Consider the following 21,583-nt stretch of genomic DNA (forward strand, 5'->3'; position numbering starts at 1 on the left):
CTTCCGATCTGCCGTGCGGGTGCTCGCGGCCGAGGGGGCCCGGGTGATCGCGGTCGGCCGCGACGACGCGCGGCTCGCGCCGCTCCGGGCACTCGGCGCTCAGACCGCCGTGTGCGACCTGGGCGACGAGGCACCCGTCACCGCGCTCGCCGCGCGGCTGCACGCCGAGGGAGTGCGGATCGACGGAGTGCTGCACCTCGTCGGCGGGTGGCGCGGCGGCGGCGGGCTGCCGGGTCAGACCGACGCCGACTTTCGCTTTCTCGAGGGCGGGCTCACCGCCCTGCGGCACGTGACGCGGGCGTTCTGGGCAGACCTTCTCGCGTCGCCCGCGGCGCGCGTGGCGATCGTCTCGTCGACCGCGGTCGCGCGGCCACTCGCCGGCGGCGCGAACTACGCAGCCGTGAAAGCCGCCGAAGAGGCGTGGGCTCGCGCCCTCGCGCAGGGGTTCGCGAAAGAGGCCCGCGACGGCGGGCACGCGCTGCGCGCGGCATCCACGGTGTTCCGCGTGCGCGCCCTCGACGGGTTCGAGACCGAACTGGCCCACGCGTTCTGCGGACTGTGGAGCGCCGCGGCCCCCGACGTCAACGACCGCATCATCGACCTCGCCGGCGCCTGACGCCCCGCACCACCCGCACGCTCACCGCCCGTTCCGGGCCCGAACTAGGCTGGATACCCGTGACCACCCTGCATGACACCGCCGTCCGCGGCTTCGCCAGTGACAACTACTCCGGCGTGCACCCCGAGGTACTCGCGGCGATCGCCGCCGCCAACGACGGGCACCAGATCGCCTACGGCGAAGACGCCTACACCGCCCGTCTGCAAGAGGTGTTCGCCCACCACTTCGGCGAGGGCGTAGAGGCCTTCCCCGTCTTCAACGGCACGGGCGCGAACGTCACGGGGCTGCAGTCGATGCTGCCGCGGTGGGGCGCCGTGATCGCCGCGTCGACCGCGCACATCAACGTCGACGAGGGCGGGGCGCCCGAGCGGGTCGCGGGGATCAAGATCCTGAATGTGCCGACCGATGACGGAAAGCTGACGCCCGAACTCGTCGACCGCGAGGCGTGGGGCTGGGGCGACGAGCACCGCGCCCAGCCGCTCGTCGTGTCGATCACGCAGTCGACCGAGCTCGGCACGCTGTACACGCCCGACGAGATCCGCGCGCTCGGCGATCACGCGCACGAGCGGGGCATGCGCCTGCACCTCGACGGGGCGCGACTGTCGAACGCGGCGGCCGCCCTCGACCTGCCGCTGCGCGCGTTCACGACCGACGTCGGCGTCGACGTGCTGAGCTTCGGCGGCACGAAGAACGGCGCTCTGGGCGGCGAAGCCGTCGTGGTGCTCGACCCCGCGGCATCCGACGGCCTGCTGTTCCTGCGCAAGCTCAACATGCAGCTCGCCTCGAAGATGCGGTTCATCTCGGCGCAGCTGATCGCCCTGCTCGAGCCCTCGACCGATCCCGCCGGCGAGCTGTATCTGCGGAACGCCCGGCACGCGAACGCGATGGCGGCGCGGCTGCGCGCCGGCGTCGAGGCGGGCCTCGCCGACGGCTCGATCGCGGGCGTCGCCTTCAGCCAGCCCACACAGTCGAACGGCGTGTTCGCGACCCTGCCGGTGGGCGTCGCCGACGAGCTGCGCAAGGCGTTCCGCTTCTACGACTGGGACGCGTCGAAGAACGAGGTGCGCTGGATGTGCTCGTTCGACACGACCGAAGACGACGTCGACGCGTTCGTCGCAGAGCTCGCCCGGCTCACCTGAGGCCTTCGCGGGGTCTGCGGCCGCGCCCGCCTCGTTCGAACCGTTACTCGGCACGGCCTCGGAACGTGGAGACGGGGCCGAACGTAGACCACCCGAGGGTCTCGTAGAGCTTGCGTCCGCTGACGCTCGCCGTGAGGACGCCCGTCGTCGCGTGATGGTCCGCTGTCCAGGCGGCGAGGCCTGTCATGACCTGGCGTCCGAGGCCACGGCGGCGGAACGCGGGCATCGTCTCGATGCGATCGAACACCGCGTGAACCGCCTGCACAGCCACTTGGCCGCGCGCAGCCAGCTCCCCGTCGATATCGATTCGCGCATGGGCGACCGGACCGTCATGCTCGATCACGACACCAGCGGGAACGCTGCCCGGCTCCACACGTGCGGTCATCATGCATTCACTCCCGGACACGCGGTCGAGAGAACCCACAGCGGCACCTACGGACGCATGAATCTCGCCGATGAACGTCAGCCACACGTCGGGAGGCGGTCGTCGCCTCGACAAGGCGGTGGGCTTCCGCAAGCGACGGGCTCGCAGCGATGCGCTCCTGAGAACGAGTCTCTGCCGCAACCTCGACGAGCCAGCTCTCACCGTCCCGACTCCACGACATCTGCCGGGAAAGACACCACCCCGTCACCCGTCGCCCCACCAATGCGCTCGTCATCGTCGTCCTTTTCGTCTCGTCAGGGGCAGGTGGCGCGGACCAGCGGCCTTTCGCTGACCTACCGTCAGCTAGCGGACTCACCGTCACGCTCCCCGCGAGCGACTCCCGTCCGCCTCACGGATCGTCGGATCGGTGGTGCGGATGTCACCGAGTGGGGCACACCAGACGACACCAGCCCCACGGCTCCGACGGATGGTGACGTGGGCGCCACCCGAACCAGGCATCGCCCGGAGGCGTCAGGCCTCGGTGGTCTCGTCGAGGCCCGAGTCGGCGAGCGGCGGCTCGGCGGCGGCCTCGAGCACGGCGGATGCCGCGTCGCCGGCGCCCTCGGAGCGCATGAGCTCCTTGACCTCGGCCATGAAGCTCGTCAGCTGCTGCTGCTGCCAGCGCAGGCTGCGGGTGCGGTCTTCGGCGTCGCGCAGCACCGACTGCGAGTGCTGGGTGACCGTGTCGATGATCTTCTGCGCCTTGGTGCTGGCACGGTCGAGGATCTCGCGCGAGCGCAGCTTGGCGTCGGCCTCGAGCTGCTGCGACTGCGCGCGCATGAGCTTGTCGAAGTCGTCGGCCTTCGCCGTGATGCGCTGAGCATGCTCGATCGACGCCGTGACCTGGTCGTTCGCGTCGGCGGTGATGCGCTCGGCGTGCGCGACGGCCTGGTTGTGCAACACGAGGAACTCCTGCTGCGCGTCGTCTTGCCGGCGGGTCAGCGCCTCTTCGAATTCGAGGGCGCGCATGCGCTGCTCGCGCACGGCCTCATCGGCCTCGGCGCGCGACTGCTCGCTCTCGCGGGCGACGAGCGACCGCAGGGCCGCGGCACCCTTCTCGGCTTCGGTGCGGATCGCGGCCGCCTCTTGATCGGCCTGCGCCACCTTCTCGGCGGCGTGCGCCGCTTCGCGCTCGAGCTGGGCGCTGTGGGCGGTCAGCTCGGTCTCGATGCGCAGCCGCGCCTGCGCGGCGTCGGTCTCGGCCTGCGAGCGCAGCGTGTCGGCGTCGGCCTGTGCGGCGGCACGCTGCGCGGCGATCTCGTCGCGGGCGGCCTCGAGCAGGCGGTCGGCCTGCACGCTGGCGTTCTTGATGATGACGGATGCCTGGTCTTCGGCGACCCGCAGCACCTCTTCGAACCGTTCCCGGCCCTTGGTCGATTCGTCGGCGGCGTTGACGAGCTCGTCGGAGAGGGTCTGCACCTTGTCTTCGGCGTTGGTGGCGCGCGCCTGCTCGACCGCGAGATCGGCCTCGAGGCTCGACAGCTTCGCCTCGAGCTCTTCGATGGTCGAGAGGTGGGTCTTGACCGTGAGGGCTGCGCGACGGTACTTGTCCTTCAGCTGGGCGAGCTCTTCGGAGCTGCCGTTGTGCCGGCGGGTGAGCTCGGCGATCGCGGCGTCGACCTCGGCCTTGTCGTAGCCGCGGAACGTCGTCGTGAACTCGACCTGGCCGCCCTGACCGCTCTGACCTGCGCGCGCCGGAGCCGGCCCCACAGACCCCGCGGTTGCGCCGGCCATCAGCTCGTCGAACGGCGACACCGACGAATCGCTCGTGCCGGCGGCTCGCGCGGCGGGGTTCTCGGTGTTTTCTGGCAGGTCGGACACGGGAACTCCGCTTCGAGGCAGGCGCCGCAGGCGCCGGGGTGGGGGATGGCGGCTCGGGTAGGCCGACACACGAATCGTACCCGAACGACGCCGTCTTTCCGCGGCCTCGCGCCGTGAATGGGCGGGCGCCGGTCACGACGAAGTCACGCTCCGGCGAGCCACTCCCGATATGCGTCGAACGCGAAGGGGCGGCCGAGGAATTGCTCGACGAGATCGGCGGCGTCGCGGCTGCCGCCGGGCTCGAGGATCTCGCGGCGATAGCGCTTCGCGGCCTCGGCGTTCAGGAGGTCGCCGCCGAAGCCCGACAGCAGGTCGCGGGCGATCACGAGGCTCCACTGGTACGTGTAGTAGCAGGCGCCGTAACCGGTCAGGTGCCCGAACCCGGCGTAGGAGTGCACCCCGGGGAGCGGCTGCACGGGCGAGGTCACCCGGTACCAGTGTTCGGTCGCGGCCTGCAGGTCGGCGGGGCGGTCGACGTGCAGGTGGTATGACACGTTCGCGTGGCCGAGCTGACGGCGCACCTCCAGGGCGCGCCCGAAGCGATCGGCGACGACCATCTTCTCGACGAGCTCGGCGGGGATCGGCTCACCCGCCGCGTTCGCGGTGAAGGTCGCGAGCACCTCGGCATCCCACGCCCACTCCTCGAGCAGCTGGCTGGGCGCCTCGACGAAGTCCCACTCGGTGGCCACGCCCGAGAACCGGGCGAAGCGCTGCGCGCCGCCGAGGATGTCGTGCACGAGGTGCCCGAACTCGTGGAAGAACGTCGTGACCTCGTCGTGGGTCATGAGCCCGCGCGAGAAGTTGCACAGAAGCGCCGCCTCGGGGACGACGCGGCCAGTGATCCCGGGCGCGATGCCGAAGCACGCCGCGTGGTTGTACTTTCCCTCGCGCGGGTGCAGGTCGAGGTGGATGCGGCCGAGAAGCTCGCCGTCGCGCACGACGTCGTACGAGTGCACATCGGCGTGCCACGTGGGCACATCGACCGGCACGTATTCGATGTCGAACAGCCGCCCCGTGATGGCGAGCACCCCCGGCAGCACCCGGTCGAAGGGGAAGTACGAGCGCACGAGCTGCGCGTCGACGTCGTGCCGCTCGCGGCGGAGCGCCCCGAGCAGGTAGAAGAAGTCGGCGATGGTGACTTCGGATGCCTCGGGCTCGTCTTCGCGCAGACGCGCGAGCAACACGGGGTACTCCGCGGCGGCTGCGGCGGCGGATGCCTCGTCGAGCCGCGCCAAGAAGTCGGCGATCGCCGCTCCGCCGCCGGGGCCCGCACTCCCGCCCGCGGCGCCGGTGCCCGCGCCGCGCCCGATCATGCGCGTCTCGGTCTCGTAGTCGGCCCACGAGCCGTAGCCGAGAAGGGCGGCGAGCTCGGCGCGCACCGCGAGGAGCTCGGCGAGCACGGCATCGTTCTCGGACCAGGCGAGGTCGTTGTACGCGGCGACGATGGCCGTGCGGGTCGCCCGATCGACGGCGTACTCGCGCACCGGCATGAAGTCGGGGTAGTCGGTCGTGAGCACGACGAGCCCGTCGTCGCCGGCGGGGTGCTCGTCGAGGAAGTCTTGCGGAAGCCCCGCGAGCGCCTCGGGTGCGACGCGGATCTCGCGGCGACTCTCGCGCAGATTGCGCGAGAACTCGAGGCTCAACTCGGTCTCGCGCTCGGTGAGGGCGCGCACGCGGGCACGCTCGGGCTCGGGCAGATCGACGCCGCCGCGGCGGAAGTCGCGCAGCACCTCGTCGAGCAGGCGCCGCTGCTCCGCGTCGAGGTTCGCGCGCGCCTCGTCGGTGTCGACGGCGGCGAACGCCGCGAACAGGGCGGGTTCGAGCAGGCGGCCCGCCGACAGGGTTTCGAGCTGCTGCACACGCTCTTCGGCGACGGCACGCACCACGGCATCCGGGTGGGACTCGCTCAGCAGGTGCACCTCGCTCGTCGCCTGGCGGAGGGCCAGATCGGCGTCGTTCCAGAGGTCGAGGCGCGCCGCGGCATCCACGTCGTTATCGCCGGCGCGCGTCAGTCGCTCGTCGACGGCGGCGACCAGCTCGACCGCCGCGGCGGGCCGTTCGGCGACGAACGCGAACCACCCGTCGAGGTCGGTCGGATAGGCGATCGGCGCGGGAGAAGTCATGGTTCCGAGCCTACGCGCCGGGCCCGACACCGCCACGGCGCGCGCGGCCGGCCGGCCGCCAGCGAGGCGAGTAGGTCAGCGACGCCGCAGAATCATCTCGGTGACGCTCGGCGTGAACCGGCGGGCCACATACGAGACCGCCTCGTCGACCCCGAAGGCCCGCGTCGAATTCCCCACGCGCACCCACAGTTCGGTGCTGCCGCCCGCGCTCACGAAGACCGGTTCGGCCGCACGCGGGCACCGCACGATGCAGATCTCGGCCCCGTCGACCCGCGCGAAGCGCAGACGCGGCAGCGCGGCGGCGTTCTTGCCGAGCGACGAGGCCAGCATGTCGCGCAGCCACAGCTCGAACCGGTCGGCGTCGGGCGTCCGCAGCGTCGCGTAGTCACGGTCGAGCCCGATCGGCGTGCCCGCGTCGTCGACGCCGACCACGAGCGTGCCGCCCGCACTGTTGAGGAAGGCGGCGACGGTCTTGGCGACCACCTGCTCCATGCGCGCGTCTTTCTTCTCTTCGCGCACATTCCAGCGGGCCGTCTCTTTGAACTCGACCCGGTCGCTCTCGCCCGCCGCGAGCATCGCGGGAACGTCGGCGTTCCCCGATCCCCCGGTGATCACGGCGGCGATTCCCGCCGCGAGGAACGACAGCCCCACGCTGCACGCGAAAGCGAGCACGATCGTCGTCGGCATCCACAGCCGCAGACCCGAAAACAGGCTGCCCGCCAGCAGCATGCCCGCGCTGAGCCCCAGGATCGACACGAGGATCATGACCGACAGCGGCAGCGACAGCCGCCGGCGGAACACGCGCTGCACGACCCATGCGATGCCCGTCGCGACGAGCAGCGCGATCGGCAGGGCGATGCCGAACTCGATCAGCGCGTCACTGCGCCCCATCAGCGCAGCGCGCCGACCGACGCGAGCGCCTGGCGCACGAGGATCGAGCGACCGCCCTCCATCTCAGAGGCGAGGGATTCGGACGACGCCTCTTCGGGCGACATCCAGGTCACTTCGAGCGCGTCTTGGCGCGGCTCGCACGTGCCGGTGACGGGCACCACGAACGCGAGCGACACGGCGTGCTGACGGTCGTCGTGGAACGCGGTCATGCCCGGCAGCGGAAAGTACTCGGCGACCGTGAACGGCACCGGCTGGGGCGGCAGCAGCGGGAAGGCCATCGGGCCCAGGTCGTTCTCGAGGTGGCGGAACAGCGCGTCGCGCACGGTCTCGCCGTAGCGCACCCGGCCCGACACGATCGAGCGGGTGATCTCGCCGAGCGGGGTCGCCCGCAGCAGCACGCCCACCTGCGTCACCTGGCCCATGCCGTCGGTGCGCACGGGGATCGCCTCGACGTAGAGGATCGGCAGGCGCCGACGCGCCTCGGCCAGTTCGACCTCGGTGAGCCAGCCGGGGTTCGCGGCGTTGCCGGGAGCGGGCGAGCCGAACGAGCCGTCGCCGAGTGGATGCCCCGGAGAGCCCGCGCCCCCGCCGCCGAAGCCTCCGCCGCCGAGTCCGCGCAGCGGATCGCGCGGGTTCCCGTCGTCGTCGCGCTCGTTCGGATCGGGGTCGGGGGTGCGGACGGCCATGCCTCCTGTATACCCCGAAGCCCGACCTGTGCGGGACATCCGTGCGGGACTTCCATGCACGAGGTCGCACCCTCCTGTCAGGATGTCGGAATGAGCGATGCACCCCACGACATCGGCGCGGCGGGCGGCCTGGGCGCCGACTCGGCCGCCGACGCGCCGCAGCTCGACGACGCCGCCGTGCTGTGGTCGGCGCCGCCCGAAGAGCGCGCGGGCAGGCCGCTGCTGGTGCTGCTGCACGGTTACGGCTCGAACGAGCGGGACCTCTTCGGGCTCGTGCCCCATCTGCCGCAGGAGTTCGTCTACGCCGCGGTGCGCGCGCCGCTCTCGCCGCCTTTCCCGGCGCCGGGCTGGTCGTGGTTTCCGATCGAGGGTCTGCACGCGAGCGACCCGGCCGCTGCGACCGCGGCAGCCGTCGCGTTCGCCGACTGGGTGTCGCGGGCGACGGATGCCGAGACGCCCGTGGGCCTGCTCGGGTTCTCGCAGGGCTCGGTCATCGCCCTGCAGGCGCTGCGGCTTCACCCCGACCGCTTCTCGTTCGTCGTGAACCTCGCCGGCTTCGTCGCCGACGGCGACCTGCCGACCGACGCGGCCCTCGCCGAGCGCCGACCGCCCGTGTTCTGGGGGCGCGGAGCGCGCGACGAGGTGATCCCGGCCGACCGGGTCGCCCACACGATCGAGTGGCTGCCCCGCCACGTCGAACTCAGCGGACGGGTCTACCCCGGCCTCACCCACAGCGTGTCCGAAGAAGAGCTCGCCGACGTCGTCGCATTCCTCGGCACACGGCTCGACGCGCTCTGAGCGCGCGAGGTCGGGGACCGGCTCGCGCGCAGAGGGCGCGAGGCGGCGGTCTGTCGCGGGTGCGAGGCATCCGTTAGGCTGTTCCGCGTTCCCCGTCCCGAGTGTGAGGAAGACCGTTGAAGGGTTTCGACGCCGCGCTGTGATCTCGCGCTGAGCCGTCGACCCTCCGTTCACTCCCACGGGCACCCGTTTTTCCGGGTCATCGACGCGCCTGCGCACCCACCCCCGCGCCGGCCGTCGACCCTCCGCCTCCCGCGCCGCGCGCTCGCTCTGCGAGCCCTTCGCCGCCTCGGAGCCGCCCGGTGTCGCCGCGCCTCGCGCCCCGACACTCCGGAGGACACCATGCCCGCACATCCCACCACCCCCTCGGTCGCCCTCGACCGCGTCACCTTCACCTGGCCCGACGGCACCCCCGCCCTGCAGCAGCTCTCCGGAGCGTTCGGCGCGGGCCGCACCGGTCTCATCGGGCGCAACGGCTCGGGCAAATCGACCCTGCTCTCGCTCATCGCCGGGGTGCACGCCCCGGCATCCGGCACCCTCGCGGTCGCGGGAGACGTCGACCTGCTGCCGCAGCGCCTCACCCTGCAGACCGATCGCCGCGTCGCCGATGTGCTCGGGGTTGGCGACGCCCTCGACGCCGTGCGCGCCATCGCCGACGGCGACGTCGACGCCCGGCACTTCGACACGATCGGCGACGACTGGGACGTCGAGGCGCGCGCGACCGCCGCACTCGACGAGGCGGGCCTTCCCGCCGGCGCCCTCGACCGCCGCATCGGCGAGCTGTCGGGCGGCGAAGCGGTGCTCGTCGCGCTCGTCGGCGTGCGCCTGCGCGGGCGGCCGATCGCCCTGCTCGACGAGCCCACGAACAACCTCGACCGAAGCGCGCGGGCGCGCGTCTACGGCCTCGTGCGGCAGTGGCGCGGCGCCCTCATCGTCGTCAGCCACGACCTCGCGCTGCTCGAGCTGATGGACGAGACCGCCGAGCTGTACGGCGGCACGCTGTCGACCTTCGGAGGCCCCTACTCGCAGTGGCGCGACGCGATGGATGCCGAGCAGGCGGCGGCCCGTCAGGCCGAGAGCGCGGCGCGGCAGGCGGTGCGGCGCGAGAAGCGCGACCGCATCCACCAGGAGCAGGTCATCTCGTCGCGCGCGGCGATGGGGCGCAAGGCCGCCGTCGAGAAACGGGTGCCGGGCATCGTCGCGAACGCGCGCAAGCGCGCGGCGCAGGAATCGGCCGGGAGGCTGCGCGTCGAGGCAGCCGCCAAGGCGGCCGACGCGCGCGCCGCGCTCGACCTCGCGGAGCGGCGCGTGCGCGACGACGACACCGTGCGCATCGACCTGCCCGACCCCGGCGTCGGCGCGGGCCGGCGGCTCGCGACGCTCGCCTCGGAGGAACGCGCGTGGGTGCTGCAGGGGCCTGAGCGTGTCGCACTCGTCGGCCCGAACGGCGCGGGCAAGACCACGCTGCTGCGCCGGCTGGTGGCCGCAGGCTCGGGGGCTTCGAGGGTGGCATCAGCAGGGCGAATCGACCCTTCGGGGCCCGCCGAGGCCCCCGGTGACCGGTTCGCCCTGCTGTCGCCCCGGATCGAGGCCCACACCGACCGCGTCGGCTACTTGTCGCAGCGGGTGGACGGGCTCGACGACGCGGCGTCGCCGCTCGAGAATCTGCGGCGCGCGGCGCCGGGTGTGGGCGACGTCGAGCTGCGGAACCGGCTCGCCCGGTTCCTGCTGCGCGGCGACACGGTGCTGCGCCCCGTCGCGGCGCTGTCGGGCGGCGAGCGGTTCCGGCTGGCGCTCGCGTGCGTGCTCATGGCCGACCCGCCGCCGCAGCTGCTCGTGCTCGACGAGCCGACGAACAACCTCGACCTCGACACCGTCGACCAGCTCGTCGGCGCCCTCGCCGCCTACCGCGGGGGCGTGCTCGTGGTGAGCCACGACGACGCATTCCTCGCGCGCCTCGAGCCGAGCCTCATGCTCGAGCTGCGCGAGGGCCGCCTGGCCGAGGTACAGCTCGGCGGCGAGCGCGCCGGCTGAGCGGCGCGACGTACCGTATTCAGTCTCAGCGCGCGGGCCCGGCGAGCGCGGCCGCACAATCCCGCGGCCGCATCGCCGCCGCGCCCGCGCGCAGACTGAATACCGTACGCGGGCCCGCCCCGACCTCCGCCCAGCCCCCGCCCGACCCCTGCCGCAGAGGTCAGTCGCCGGCGCTCGCGGCCCACAGCGTGCCCGAGGTGAGCGGCGTGAGTCCGGGGTAGCCGGGCGTGAGGGCCGCCGGTTCGGTGGCGTTCAAGATCACGATCGCGAGCTTCTTGTCGGGGCAGTACGCCGCGGTCCCGTTCGAGCCGGGGATCGCGCCCGCGTGACCGTGACAGGTGCCGACGCCGGGCACCTGCCAGGTCGCGAGGCCCGCGCCCTCGCCGAGCTGCACGTGCGGCACACCTGATGCGTCGTAGGCCGCGGAGTAGAACTCCGACGACAGCGGCGTGATCGTCAGCATCTCGTCGAGGTGCGCGGCATCGACGACGTCGCCGCCGACGAGCGCGCGGATCCAGACCGCCTGGTCGGCGGCAGAGCTCACCATGCTGCCCGCCGCCCACGCCCCCGGCTACTGCGGCGAGGGTTCCTGCGCCTCGACGGTGCCGTTCTTGCCGGCGCACGCGGCGCCCTCACCCCCGGCGCACGTGAGCACGAAGCCGTTCACGGCGTCCTGGCCCGACCCCTCACCGTCGAGGTAGGTGTGCGTCAGCCCGAGCGGTTCGATGAACCGCGTGCGGACGAGCTCTTCGTAAGGGCATCCGCGGCGATCTCCGCGATGCGGCCGAGCATGATGTAGCCGGCGTTCAGGACCAGCGCCAGCGCGATGACGGGGATCGCGAGGCCGCCGCCGGTCGCGGGGAGACAATCCACCATGAGATCAGTGTCCTGATCCGTCCATACGGCTGACAAGAACCTCTTGCGGACGTGTCCGCTACAGGACAATCTGGGGCGATGGATGACGCCTCTCTCCTGGCCCTCGCCTACCGCGGCCGCCCCGCGACGGTCGCCGAGCTGGCGACCCTCGCCCAGCTTCCGGTCACAGGCATCCACGATGCGGTGGCGCGGCTGCGCGATCGCGGACGGCTCGGCGGGCAGGGCGACGACCTCGTCTACGCGAATCCGGCCGACTGGGCGGCGGAGTCGGTTGCCGCGCGCGCGGCGGAACTGCGCGAGACCGCACGCGACCTGCTCGGCGAGATCGAGCGGGTCGTGACGGAGCTCCCCGGCATGATCGGGCACTGGTCGATCGGCCAGACGACGGCCGATCCGATGCCGGTCGTCACCCGCCACGGGCCGCGTGCGTCAGAAGACGTCTGGTTCGAGTTCGGGCGCCGCGACGTCGGCACGCTCGATGCCGTGCTGCCCGACATCGACCGCTTTCTGACGAGCCCCGACGAGCGGGTCGCCCGGTTCTCGGCGGCGTTCCGCGCCAAAGACGCCGTCCGCGTCATCCTTCCGACGGCGGTCGCCGACGACCCCCGCATGGCCGCCCTGCTCACCGCCTTCACGGCCGCCGGCATGGAGTACCGGTTTCTCGACGACCCGCCGAGCTGGTTCTGGATCGACGGCGACCAGATCGCGATCCCCTACGAGTGGGGCGAGCATCGGCCGACGAGCGTCGTGAGCGTGCGCAGCGGCGCCCTGGCGGGAATGCTCTCGGCCTATTTCAGCTCGCTCTGGCGCACGGCGACGCCGGCGACGACCTCCTCCGAGCCGTGGACGGGGCTGCTCCTCCTCATGCGTCGGGGGCTCACGCTCGACGCGGCATCGCGCCAGATCGGCGTCAATCCGCGCACGGGGCGGCGGCGGATCGCCGCGGCCATGAGCCACTACGGGGTGTCGACGCTGTTCGCGCTGGGGGCGGCGTGGGCGGCCGACGGCGCGCATACCACCCGGGCCCGCTGAGCCGGCGGGCGCGGGCGCTGTCGGCGAACACCCGCGCCGATGTCGGAGGGGCGCGCGAAGATGGATCGATGAGCGACGTGCTCGAGCGATTCGGTCCTGCGACCCAGGACTGGTTCCGTGGCGCCTTCGCGCAGCCGACGGCGGCGCAGGCCGGCGCGTGGGAGGCGATCTCGCACGGTCGGCACGCCCTCGTCGTCGCGCCGACGGGGTCGGGCAAGACGCTGTCGGCGTTCCTGTGGGCGATCGACCGGGTGTTCCGCGAGCGGCCGCCGGCGCCCCCGGTCGACGACGCGACGCCCGCGGACCCCGCCGCGAAGCCGGGCGCGAAGCGCACGAAGAAGCCCAAGGCGGATGCCGCGCGCACGAGCATCCTCTACGTCTCGCCCCTCAAGGCGCTCGGCGTCGACGTCGAGCGGAACCTGCGCTCACCGCTCGTCGGCATCGGTCAGTCGGCGCGGCGACTCGGCATCGCGGTGCCCGACGTGACGGTCGGGGTGCGCTCGGGCGACACGCCGTCGGCCGATCGCCGCAAGCTCATCGCCGAACCGCCCGACATCCTCATCACGACGCCCGAATCGCTGTACCTGATGCTCACGAGCCAGGCATCCGAGACCCTTCGCGGCGTGCACACCGTCATCGTCGACGAGGTGCACGCGGTCGCGGCCACCAAGCGCGGCGCGCACCTGGCGGTGAGCCTCGAACGGCTCGACGCGCTGCTCGAGCAGCCCGCGCAGCGCATCGGGCTCTCGGCGACCGTGCGACCGATCGACGAGGTCGCGCGCTTTCTCGGCGGATCGGCGCCGGTCGAGATCGTCGCCCCGCGGGCGACCAAGGCCTTCGATCTCACCGTCGTCGTGCCGATCGACGATATGCTCCACCCGCCGCCCCCGCCGAGTGCCGGCGTCGAGGCCGATGATGAGGCCGAGACGGATGCCACGGCAGGCGCCGGCGACAGCGGCGACGGCGACTGGTTCTCCGCGCCGTCGCAGCCGTCGGAGGTCACCGGGTCGGTGTGGCCGCACGTCGAAGAGGCGATCGTCGACCGCGTGCTCGCGCACCGCTCCACGATCGTGTTCGCCAACTCGCGACGCCTCGCCGAGCGCCTCACCGGGCGCCTCAACGAGATCTACGCCGAACGGCTCGGGCTCGAGACACCCGAGCCGGCGGTCCCCGCCGCCATGATGGCGCAGGCTGGAGCGTCGGCGGGCGCCGAGCCCGTGCTCGCGAAGGCGCACCACGGGTCGGTGTCGAAAGAGCAGCGTGCGCAGGTCGAAGACGAGCTGAAGAGCGGCGTGCTGCGCTGCGTCGTCGCGACGAGCTCGCTCGAACTCGGCATAGACATGGGGGCGGTCGACCTCGTCATCCAGGTCGAGGCGCCGCCGTCCGCGGCATCAGGCCTGCAGCGCGTCGGGCGCGCGGGCCACCAGGTCGGCGAGATCAGTCGCGCGGCGCTCTTTCCCAAGCACCGCGGCGACGTGCTGCACACCGCCGTCGTCACCGAGCGGATGCTCGCCGGTCAGATCGAGGCGATCGCGGTGCCCGCGAACCCGCTCGACATCCTCGCGCAGCAGACGATCGCGGCGTGCGCGACGGGCGCCATCGACGTCGAGGAATGGTTCGAGACTGTCCGCCGCTCGGCGCCCTTCCGCACGCTGCCGCGCTCGGCCTACGAGGCGACGCTCGACCTGCTCGCCGGCAAGTACCCGTCCGACGAGTTCGCCGAGCTGCGGCCGCGCGTCGTGTGGGATCGCGATCACGGCACGCTCACCGGCCGCCCCGGCGCGCAGCGCGTCGCGGTGACGAGCGGCGGCACCATCCCCGACCGCGGCCTGTTCGGCGTCTTCGTCGCGGGTGAGACCCGGAACGCCCGCGTGGGCGAGCTCGACGAAGAGATGGTCTACGAGTCGCGCGTGAACGATGTGTTCACCCTCGGCACGACGAGTTGGCGGATCGTCGAGATCACCCACGACCGCGTCAACGTGCTGCCCGCGTTCGGCCAGCCCGGAAAGCTGCCGTTCTGGCACGGCGACGGGCTCGGCCGGCCCGCCGAACTGGGCGAGGCGCTCGGCCGGTTCTCGCGCGAGGTCGCGGGCTCGGCCCCCGAGAAGGCCACCGCGAGGCTGCGCGAATCGGGGCTCGACGACAACGCGATCGGCAATCTGCTCGCCTACCTCTCCGAGCAGAAAGAGGCGACGGGCACGCTGCCGACCGACCGCACGCTGACCGTCGAGCGCTCACGCGACGAGGTCGGCGACTGGCGCATCATCTTGCATTCCCCGTACGGCATGCATGTGCACGGGCCGTGGGCCCTTGCCGTGAACGCGCGCATCCGTGAGCGACTCGGCGTCGATGGATCGGCGGTCGCGAGCGACGACGGCATCATCGTGCGGGTGCCCGACGCCGAAAGCGAGCCACCGGGTGCCGAGCTGTTCGTGTTCGAGCCCGACGAGCTCGAGCAGATCGTGACCGACGAGGTCGGGGGCTCTGCCCTGTTCGCCTCTCGCTTCCGCGAGTGCGCGGCGCGCGCCCTGCTGCTGCCGCGGCTGAATCCGAACAAGCGCTCGCCCCTGTGGCAGCAGCGCCAGAAGTCGGCGCAACTGCTCGAGGTGGCGAAGAACCACCCGACGTTCCCGATCATCCTCGAGACGCTGCGCGAGGTGCTGCAAGACGTCTACGACCTGCCGTCGCTGCTGCGCATCGCGCGATCGATCGGCGACCGCCGCATCCGTCTCGTCGAGACGACCACGTCACAGCCGTCGCCCTTCGCACGCGACCTGCTGTTCGGATATGTCGGCGCGTTCATGTACGAGGGCGACTCGCCGCTCGCCGAGCGTCGCGCGGCCGCGCTGTCGGTCGACCCGGCTCTGCTCAGTGAGCTGCTCGGCAAGGTCGAGATGCGCGAACTGCTCGACCCGGGCGTCATCGCGCGGTTCGAAGCCGAGGCGCAGCGCCTCGCCCCCGACCGGCGCGTGCGCGGCGTGGAAGGCATCGCCGACCTGCTTCGCCTGCTCGGACCGCTCAGCGCCGACGAGGTCGCGCTGCGTCTGCAAGCCGACAAGCAGGGCGAACGGCAGGGCGAGAAGACGGATGCCGAGGCCGCCGCCCCCCCGCCGGCCGACGAACGCACCGCGGCCGCGTACCTCGACGAGCTGGTGACCGCGCGCCGCGCGATCCCCGTGGCGATCGCGGGGGCGCAGCGGGTGGCGCAGATCGAAGACGCCGGGAGGCTCCGTAACGCCCTCGGGGCGGCGCTGCCCGTCGGCATCCCGAACGCGTTCCTCGAGCCGGTCGTCGATCCGCTCGCCGACCTCGTCGCGCGCTTGGCGCGCACCCACGGACCGTTCCGCACGGCAGACGTCGCCGCGCGCTTCGGCCTCGGCACGGCCGTCGCCCGCCAGACGCTGCAACGGCTCGAGTCGCAGGGCCGTCTTGCGAGCGGATTCTTCCTCCCCAGCCCCGGCGCGGGCGCAACGGGCGGTGCAAGCGCGGGAGACGACCTCGAGTGGTGCGACGCCGAGGTGCTGCGCCGATTGCGGCTGCGCTCGCTCGCGGCCATCCGCGGCACCGTCGAGCCCGTGCCGCCGCAGGCGTTCGCCCGCTTCCTCCCTTCGTGGCAGCACGTTGCGGGGTCGGCGGGCGGGCGGCCGCTCGAGGGCATCGACGGCGTGCTCGCCGCGATCGAGCAGCTGGCCGGAGTGCCGCTGCCCGCGAGCGCGTGGGAGTCGCTGATCCTGCCCGCGCGGGTGTCGGACTACCGCTCGACCATGCTCGACGAGCTGACGGCGACCGGCGAGGTGGTCTGGTCGGGTCACGGCTCGCTGCCCGGCCGCGACGGCTGGATCGCCCTGCACCCGGCCGACACCGTGGCCCTCACCCTGACCCCGCCCGACGACCCCGAGCCGCCGACCGACCTCGAGCAGCGCGTGCTCGACCAGCTCACGAACGGCGGCGCGTACTTCGCGGGGCAGCTCGCCGCGGCGGCGGGCGCCGAGAACGAGCAGTCCGTCATCGACGCCCTCTGGAACCTCACCTGGACGGGCCGCGTCACCAACGACACCTTCGCCCCCGTGCGCGCCCTGCTCGGCGGCGGATCGCAGGCGCACCGCACCGTGCGGCGCACGCCGCGCGCGCGGATGTTCCGAGGGATGCCGCTGCCCACCCGCCCGGCCGGGGCCACAGCTGCCCCGCAGCGGCCTCCCTTGATCGGCGGCCGGTGGTCGATCCTGCCCGCACCGAGCGGCGACGACGTGCTGCGGGCCACGGCCGCCGCCGGCCTGCTGCTCGACCGCTACGGGGTCGTCACCCGCGGCAGCGTGCAGGCCGAGGGGATGCCGGGCGGTTTCGCGCAGGCGTACCGGATTCTCGCCGGGTTCGAAGACTCGGGTCACACCCGTCGCGGCTACTTCATCGAGCAGCTCGGCGCGGCGCAGTTCGCGGCCTCGGCCACGGTCGACCGGCTGCGCGAGTTCGCCGCGCTACCCGACCCTGCGCCGCTCGGCGCTCTGACCCTCGCCGCGACCGATCCGGCCAACCCTTACGGCGCCGCGCTGGCCTGGCCGGCCCTCGACGGCGTCGGGCACCGCCCGGGGCGCAAGGCGGGCGGCCTCGTGACGCTCGTCGACGGCGCGCTCGTGCTCTACCTCGAGCGCGGCGGCCGGTCGGCGCTCGCGTTCAGCGAGAACGAAGAGGTGCTCGCCGCCGCGGCGCGCTCGCTCGTCGAGACGTCGCGCGCCCACCGGCTCGACACCCTCACCGTCGAACAGGTGTCGGGCGCGTTCGTCTACGGCACCCCGGTCGGGCGCGCGCTGCTCGCGGCGGGCTTCGTCGAGTCGAGCCGCGGGCTGACGCTGCGGCGCGCGCGATGACGGCCCGGGCCGGGGAACGGGGCACCCGTGCCCGAGGGTGACACCGTCTTCCGCGCCGCGCGCCGCCTCGACGAGGCGCTCGCAGGCCACGAGGTCACGCGCTTCGACATCCGCGTACCGGCGCACGCGACCGCCGACCTCACCGGCGAGACGGTGCAGGCCGTGGTGCCGCGCGGCAAGCACCTGCTGATGCGCATCGGTGACTACACGCTGCACTCGCACCTCAAGATGGAGGGCCGCTGGCTCGTCTTCGCGCCGGGCGAGCGCTGGCGATCCCCCGCCTTCCAGGCGCGCGCGATCGTCGGCACCGAGCACGCGGTCGCCGTCGGATTCGAGATTGCGATGGTCGATCTCGTGCGCACCACCGACGAAGACGCGCTCGTCGGCCATCTCGGCCCCGACCTGCTGGGCCCCGATTGGGACGCCGCCGAGGCAGCGCGGCGCGTGGCATCCGACCCCAGGCCCGTGCACGTGGCGATCCTCGACCAACGCAACCTCGCCGGGCTCGGCAACGAGTACGCCAACGAGCTGCTGTTCGTGCGCGGCCTGCTGCCCATGCGGCCGGCGAGCGAGCTGGATGCCCCGGTCGTCGCGGGCCTCGTCGACACGGCCGCCCGCATGATCCGCGCGAACCGCGACCGCAACGGGCGCACCTTCACGGGGAACACGCGACCCGGCCAGCAGAACTGGGTCTACCGCCGCGAGCGCCGCCCGTGCCGGCGCTGCGGCACCCCCATCCGCCGCACCGAACTCGGTGCGACCGAAACGAGCGAGCGCATCGTGTTCTGGTGCCCCGTGTGCCAGACTTGACGGCGCGGTCAGTGCCCGAGGTACCGCCCCGGCCGGTGGTTGAGGGCGAGCACGAGGTTCAGCAGCACCGCGCCGGCCGCGCTCATCACGACGTTCGGCCACGGAATGACCCACAGCGCGCACAGGATGATCACGAGGTCGAAGATCATCATCGTCCAGCCGGCGCGAAAGCCGGTGCGGTCCTGCACTTCGAGGCCGATGATGTTGATGCCGCCGATGCTCGAGCGGTGGCGGAACAGGATCAGCACGCCGACGCCGGCGAGCAGGTTGCCGGCGAGCGTGCCGTACCAGGGTTCGATCCACCCGATCGGGAACAGCGCGTCGTGCACGGGCGCCCACACCGAGACGAGCACGATCGAGATCACCGTGCGGATCGTGAAGCTCCACCCGCGCCGCCACACCGCGAGCAGGGCGAACGGCACGTTGATGAGGGTGAACAGCGCCCAGAATGGCCAACCGGTCGCATAGCCGAGCAGCAGCGACAGGCCCGCGGTGCCGCCGGTGACGGCGTGCGCCGCGTGCAGCAGGTGCAGCCCGAGCGAGGCGAGGACGGTGCCGGTCACAATCCCGAGCACGTCCTCTGCCACCGAGTGCGCGTTCGCGCGGTCGTCGAAGACCAGCGACGGCGCGGTCGTCGGGTCGGGTGGGGAGGCGTCGGTCACGGCATCCATCATCCCAAGCCGCGCCCGCGCGCGGCGCACCGCCCGCGCCGCACTGCATAGGCCTCGCATAGCCTGTGCTTCGATCCCGCCTGAGAACACGGCGAACACTGGGGGGCATGAACAGACGACTCAAGCGCAGCATCATCGCCGGGTCGGTCGTGCTGGCTCTCACCGTGACCGGCGGTACCGCCTGGGCCCTCGACCGATTCGTGGTCCCCCACGTCGTCGTCTCCGACGTCGCGGCCTACGAGGCCGCGCAGAACGCCACCGCGGCGGCGACCGCGACCCCGAGCGCCACGGCGACCGATGAGGCGACGGATGCCACGGCATCCACACCTGTCACGACCGCGACGAGCTACACCTCCGACGACACGTCGATCTCGATCACCACCTACACGCAGGGCACCGGCGATGACACGATCACCTACTACGTCGCCGACCTGACGCTGAGTGACGCGACGAGCCTGCGCGGCGCGTTCGCGAACAACCAGTTCGGCGAGAACATCACTGCCCTGGTCAGCGAGACGGCGACGGCGAACAATGCGATCCTCGCCGTGAACGGCGACTACTACGGGTTCCGCGACAGCGGCATCGTGATCCGCAACGGCGTCGTCTTCCGCGATTCGGGGGCACGCGAGGGCCTCGCGATGTACCGCGACGGCACAGTCAAGGTCTACGACGAGACACAGACCACCGCCGCGCAACTCGTCGCCGACGGGGTGTGGAACACCCTCAGCTTCGGGCCCGCGATCGTCGAGAGCGGCGCAGCGGTGTCGGGCATCGACCAGGTCGAGGTCGACACGAACGTCGGCAACCACTCGATCCAAGGCGAGCAGCCCCGCACCGCGATCGGCGTCGCCGCCGACGGCCACATTCTGCTCGTCGTCGTCGACGGCCGGGACCCCGGCTACAGTCGCGGAGCGACGCTGCCGGAACTCGCCGACATCATGATCTCGCTCGGCGCGACGACGGCCTACAACCTCGACGGCGGCGGCTCGAGCGAGCTGTGGTTCAACGGCGTCGTCGTCAACCAGCCCTCGAACGGCGGCGAGCGCGCCACGAGCGACATCCTCTACATCGCGGCGGAGTGATCCCGATGTCTCTCGTCCTGATCCCCGCCTACGAACCCGACGACCGGCTCGTCGCCCTGGTCACATCGCTCCTGCCGCAGTACCCGGTTCTCGTCGTCGACGACGGCTCGGGCCCTGACTACGCCGCCGTCTTCTCGGAGTGCGCCCGGGCGGGCGCGCGGGTCGTGCACCACACGCACAACCGCGGCAAGGGCGCGGCCCTGCGCACGGGCTTCAGCATCGCTGAGCGCGATCTGGCGGGCGAAGACGTCGTGACCGCCGACGCCGACGGGCAGCACACGCCCGCCGACATCGCCCGCGTCGCCGAGGCGCTCGAGGCGGCGCGACCCGCTCCGGCGCTGGTCGCCGCGGGCGCCGCGAGTGCGGGATCGGGATCAGTCGCGGGATCGGGTTCGCGCGCGGGCAGCGGCACCGCCGTGGCATCCCCTGTCTCCTTCGCATCGCCCGCGCCGGCCGCGCCGGCGATCGTGCTGGGCGTGCGCAGCTTCACGGGGCCGGTGCCGCTGCGCAGCCGCGCCGGCAACGCGTTCACGCGGCGGATGTTCCGTCTCGCGACCGGGCGCGACGTGCGCGACACCCAGACCGGGCTGCGCGGGTTCCCCGCCCGCGTGCTCCCGTGGCTGCGTTCGCTGCCGGGCGACCGTTTCGAGTACGAGTTCCGGATGCTGCTGGCCGCCCCGGGCGCCGGAATCGACCTCGTCGAGGTGCCGATCTCGACCATCTATCTCGACGAGAACTCCGCGAGTCATTTCCGCCCCCTCGCCGATTCGGCGCGCATCTACGCGCCGCTGCTGCGCTTCTCGGCGTCGGCCCTGCTCGCCTTCCTCGTCGACACGGTGCTGCTGGTCGTGCTGCAGGCGGCGACCGGCTGGCTGCTCTTGTCGGTCGTGCTCGCGCGGGTGGCGAGTTCGGGCATGAACTTCGCGATCAACCGCGGCCTCGTCTTCGGGGCGGGGCGCGAGGTGCCGCTGCGCACCGCCGCGGCGCGCTACTTCTCACTCGCCGCCCTGCTGCTGACGGCGAGCTTCGGCATGCTGACGGCCCTGACCGACGCGGGTTTCGCGACTCTGCCCGCGAAGATCGTGACCGATCTGACCCTGTTCGCGGTGAGCTTCTCGGTGCAGCGCGCCGTCGTCTTCGCCCCGGTGCCGACGACCCTGCGGTCTCGCACGCATGCGCGGGAATGATCCCGGCCGCACCGCCGTTGCAGTCTGCAGGAGGATCTCTGTGGGCAAGAACTACGTCGACATCGAAGACGATCAGGGCCGCACGTTGCGCTATCGCAAGCACGTCAACGGACGGGGCCTCATCGCCAACGGCGCCAAGGTGCACGCGAGCGCGCTCGTCGAAGCGGGTGCGTACATAGAACCGGGCGCCCAGATCGCCGCGGGCGCGCACATCGGCCGCGGTGTGTGGGTCGAACCCGACGCCGTCATCGGCCCGAACGCCGAGATCGCACCGCACGCCCACATCGGATCGGGCGCTGCGATCGGCCCCTCGGCCAAGATCGGCGTGCGCGCCGTGGTCGGGGCGCACGCGCACGTCGCGGGCGGTTCGTTGATCGGCGACGACACCCAGATCGCCGACGGCGAGAAGGTCGCGACCGACCAGCGCGGCCTGCGCCTCGCGGCCTGACTCTCTCGCGCACGCACCGCGCGTGGACGCGGGCCGGGCGCCTCAGGGCACTGTGCCGCGGCATCGCGGCTACGCTGGCC

Annotated in this window: 17 protein-coding genes and 1 pseudogene; 10 read left to right on the forward strand and 8 right to left on the reverse strand. The window is 72.4% G+C overall.

The annotated features are described in order from the left end of the window. On the forward strand, positions 1–616 hold a 616-nt coding region (locus G3N18_RS05320), incomplete at its 5' end, for an SDR family oxidoreductase (RefSeq protein WP_196383265.1). A gap of 59 nt (positions 617–675) precedes the next feature. Next, positions 676–1,755 (forward strand): beta-eliminating lyase-related protein, encoded by a 1,080-nt coding sequence (locus G3N18_RS05325; RefSeq protein ID WP_196383266.1) that lies wholly within the window; start codon positions 676–678, stop codon positions 1,753–1,755. A gap of 43 nt (positions 1,756–1,798) precedes the next feature. Here the strand turns inward: G3N18_RS05325 and G3N18_RS05330 are convergent, their stop codons facing one another. The 5 genes from G3N18_RS05330 to G3N18_RS05350 form a co-directional block, all read right to left on the reverse strand. Further along, a complete protein-coding gene (locus G3N18_RS05330; protein ID WP_196383267.1) occupies positions 1,799–2,227 on the reverse strand; it encodes a GNAT family N-acetyltransferase in 429 nt (142 codons plus the stop codon). 423 nt (positions 2,228–2,650) lie between these two features. Next, entirely contained in the window at positions 2,651–4,000 is a 1,350-nt protein-coding gene (locus tag G3N18_RS05335; protein ID WP_338038294.1) for a DivIVA domain-containing protein, read from the reverse strand. Between the two features lie 143 nt (positions 4,001–4,143). Continuing rightward, positions 4,144–6,123, reverse strand: a complete 1,980-nt coding sequence (locus tag G3N18_RS05340; protein WP_196383268.1) for a M3 family metallopeptidase — start codon at positions 6,121–6,123, stop codon at positions 4,144–4,146. A 75-nt stretch (positions 6,124–6,198) separates the two neighbouring features. After that, a complete protein-coding gene (locus tag G3N18_RS05345) occupies positions 6,199–7,014 on the reverse strand; it encodes an AlbA family DNA-binding domain-containing protein (RefSeq protein ID WP_196383269.1) in 816 nt (271 codons plus the stop codon). Then, positions 7,014–7,700 carry an NUDIX hydrolase family protein gene (locus G3N18_RS05350; protein WP_196383270.1) on the reverse strand — a complete coding sequence of 229 codons (687 nt, stop codon included), beginning with the start codon at positions 7,698–7,700 and terminating at the stop codon, positions 7,014–7,016. The genes G3N18_RS05345 and G3N18_RS05350 overlap by 1 nt, the downstream gene beginning before the upstream one ends. A gap of 90 nt (positions 7,701–7,790) precedes the next feature. Between G3N18_RS05350 and G3N18_RS05355 the strand changes: the two genes are divergently transcribed. Together G3N18_RS05355 and G3N18_RS05360 are read left to right on the forward strand one after the other, a co-directional pair. Next, entirely contained in the window at positions 7,791–8,498 is a 708-nt protein-coding gene (locus G3N18_RS05355; protein ID WP_196383271.1) for an alpha/beta hydrolase, read from the forward strand. A gap of 342 nt (positions 8,499–8,840) precedes the next feature. Next, positions 8,841–10,532 carry an ABC-F family ATP-binding cassette domain-containing protein gene (locus G3N18_RS05360; RefSeq protein WP_196383272.1) on the forward strand — a complete coding sequence of 564 codons (1,692 nt, stop codon included), beginning with the start codon at positions 8,841–8,843 and terminating at the stop codon, positions 10,530–10,532. A gap of 160 nt (positions 10,533–10,692) precedes the next feature. Here G3N18_RS05360 and G3N18_RS05365 read toward each other — a convergent pair. Both G3N18_RS05365 and G3N18_RS05370 read right to left on the reverse strand, forming a co-directional pair. After that, a pseudogene (locus tag G3N18_RS05365) lies at positions 10,693–11,082 on the reverse strand (hypothetical protein); the annotation flags it as partial. A gap of 158 nt (positions 11,083–11,240) precedes the next feature. Next, positions 11,241–11,408, reverse strand: a complete 168-nt coding sequence (locus G3N18_RS05370) for a hypothetical protein (RefSeq protein WP_196383274.1) — start codon at positions 11,406–11,408, stop codon at positions 11,241–11,243. 78 nt (positions 11,409–11,486) lie between these two features. Here G3N18_RS05370 and G3N18_RS05375 point away from each other — a divergent pair, with 78 nt between their 5' ends. The 3 genes from G3N18_RS05375 (at position 11,487) to G3N18_RS05385 (ending at position 18,115) form a co-directional block, all read left to right on the forward strand. Beyond that, the gene (locus G3N18_RS05375; RefSeq protein ID WP_196383275.1) at positions 11,487–12,440 is read left to right on the forward strand and encodes a hypothetical protein; all 954 of its coding nucleotides are present in this window, start codon (positions 11,487–11,489) and stop codon (positions 12,438–12,440) included. Between the two features lie 68 nt (positions 12,441–12,508). Then, positions 12,509–17,305, forward strand: a complete 4,797-nt coding sequence (locus tag G3N18_RS05380; protein ID WP_196383276.1) for an ATP-dependent helicase — start codon at positions 12,509–12,511, stop codon at positions 17,303–17,305. A 27-nt stretch (positions 17,306–17,332) separates the two neighbouring features. After that, the gene (locus G3N18_RS05385; protein ID WP_196383277.1) at positions 17,333–18,115 is read left to right on the forward strand and encodes an Fpg/Nei family DNA glycosylase; all 783 of its coding nucleotides are present in this window, start codon (positions 17,333–17,335) and stop codon (positions 18,113–18,115) included. 8 nt (positions 18,116–18,123) lie between these two features. On the opposite strand, the gene G3N18_RS05390 is transcribed toward G3N18_RS05385, so the two are convergent. Beyond that, positions 18,124–18,786, reverse strand: coding sequence for a YitT family protein (locus tag G3N18_RS05390; RefSeq protein ID WP_196383305.1), 663 nt, complete (start codon positions 18,784–18,786; stop codon positions 18,124–18,126). A 107-nt stretch (positions 18,787–18,893) separates the two neighbouring features. Between G3N18_RS05390 and G3N18_RS05395 the strand changes: the two genes are divergently transcribed. Genes G3N18_RS05395 through G3N18_RS05405 form a run of 3 tightly spaced genes read left to right on the forward strand, consistent with a single transcriptional unit; the run spans position 18,894 to position 21,503 of the window. After that, entirely contained in the window at positions 18,894–19,868 is a 975-nt protein-coding gene (locus G3N18_RS05395; protein ID WP_196383278.1) for a phosphodiester glycosidase family protein, read from the forward strand. Between the two features lie 5 nt (positions 19,869–19,873). Next, positions 19,874–21,055: a glycosyltransferase gene (locus G3N18_RS05400; protein ID WP_196383279.1), complete on the forward strand. Its 1,182-nt coding sequence runs from the start codon at positions 19,874–19,876 to the stop codon at positions 21,053–21,055. Positions 21,056–21,095: 40 nt separating this feature from the next. Beyond that, positions 21,096–21,503 carry a transferase gene (locus G3N18_RS05405; RefSeq protein ID WP_196383280.1) on the forward strand — a complete coding sequence of 136 codons (408 nt, stop codon included), beginning with the start codon at positions 21,096–21,098 and terminating at the stop codon, positions 21,501–21,503. Positions 21,504–21,583: the final 80 nt, after the last annotated feature.

The organism is Microbacterium paulum, from assembly GCF_015707995.1.
GTDB lineage: Bacteria > Actinomycetota > Actinomycetes > Actinomycetales > Microbacteriaceae > Microbacterium > Microbacterium paulum.

Excerpts from the sequence above, each read along its gene's own strand:
- G3N18_RS05350 (WP_196383270.1), bottom strand. The coding sequence starts at position 7,700 with ATGGCCGTCCGCACCCCCGACCCCGATCCGAACGAGCGCGACGACGAC.
- G3N18_RS05360 (WP_196383272.1), top strand. The coding sequence starts at position 8,841 with ATGCCCGCACATCCCACCACCCCCTCGGTCGCCCTCGACCGCGTCACC.
- G3N18_RS05345 (WP_196383269.1), bottom strand. The coding sequence starts at position 7,014 with ATGGGGCGCAGTGACGCGCTGATCGAGTTCGGCATCGCCCTGCCGATC.
- G3N18_RS05340 (WP_196383268.1), bottom strand. The coding sequence starts at position 6,123 with ATGACTTCTCCCGCGCCGATCGCCTATCCGACCGACCTCGACGGGTGG.
- G3N18_RS05370 (WP_196383274.1), bottom strand. The coding sequence starts at position 11,408 with ATGGTGGATTGTCTCCCCGCGACCGGCGGCGGCCTCGCGATCCCCGTC.
- G3N18_RS05400 (WP_196383279.1), top strand. The coding sequence starts at position 19,874 with ATGTCTCTCGTCCTGATCCCCGCCTACGAACCCGACGACCGGCTCGTC.
- G3N18_RS05375 (WP_196383275.1), top strand. The coding sequence starts at position 11,487 with ATGGATGACGCCTCTCTCCTGGCCCTCGCCTACCGCGGCCGCCCCGCG.
- G3N18_RS05390 (WP_196383305.1), bottom strand. The coding sequence starts at position 18,786 with ATGGATGCCGTGACCGACGCCTCCCCACCCGACCCGACGACCGCGCCG.
- G3N18_RS05395 (WP_196383278.1), top strand. The coding sequence starts at position 18,894 with ATGAACAGACGACTCAAGCGCAGCATCATCGCCGGGTCGGTCGTGCTG.
- G3N18_RS05380 (WP_196383276.1), top strand. The coding sequence starts at position 12,509 with ATGAGCGACGTGCTCGAGCGATTCGGTCCTGCGACCCAGGACTGGTTC.
- G3N18_RS05355 (WP_196383271.1), top strand. The coding sequence starts at position 7,791 with ATGAGCGATGCACCCCACGACATCGGCGCGGCGGGCGGCCTGGGCGCC.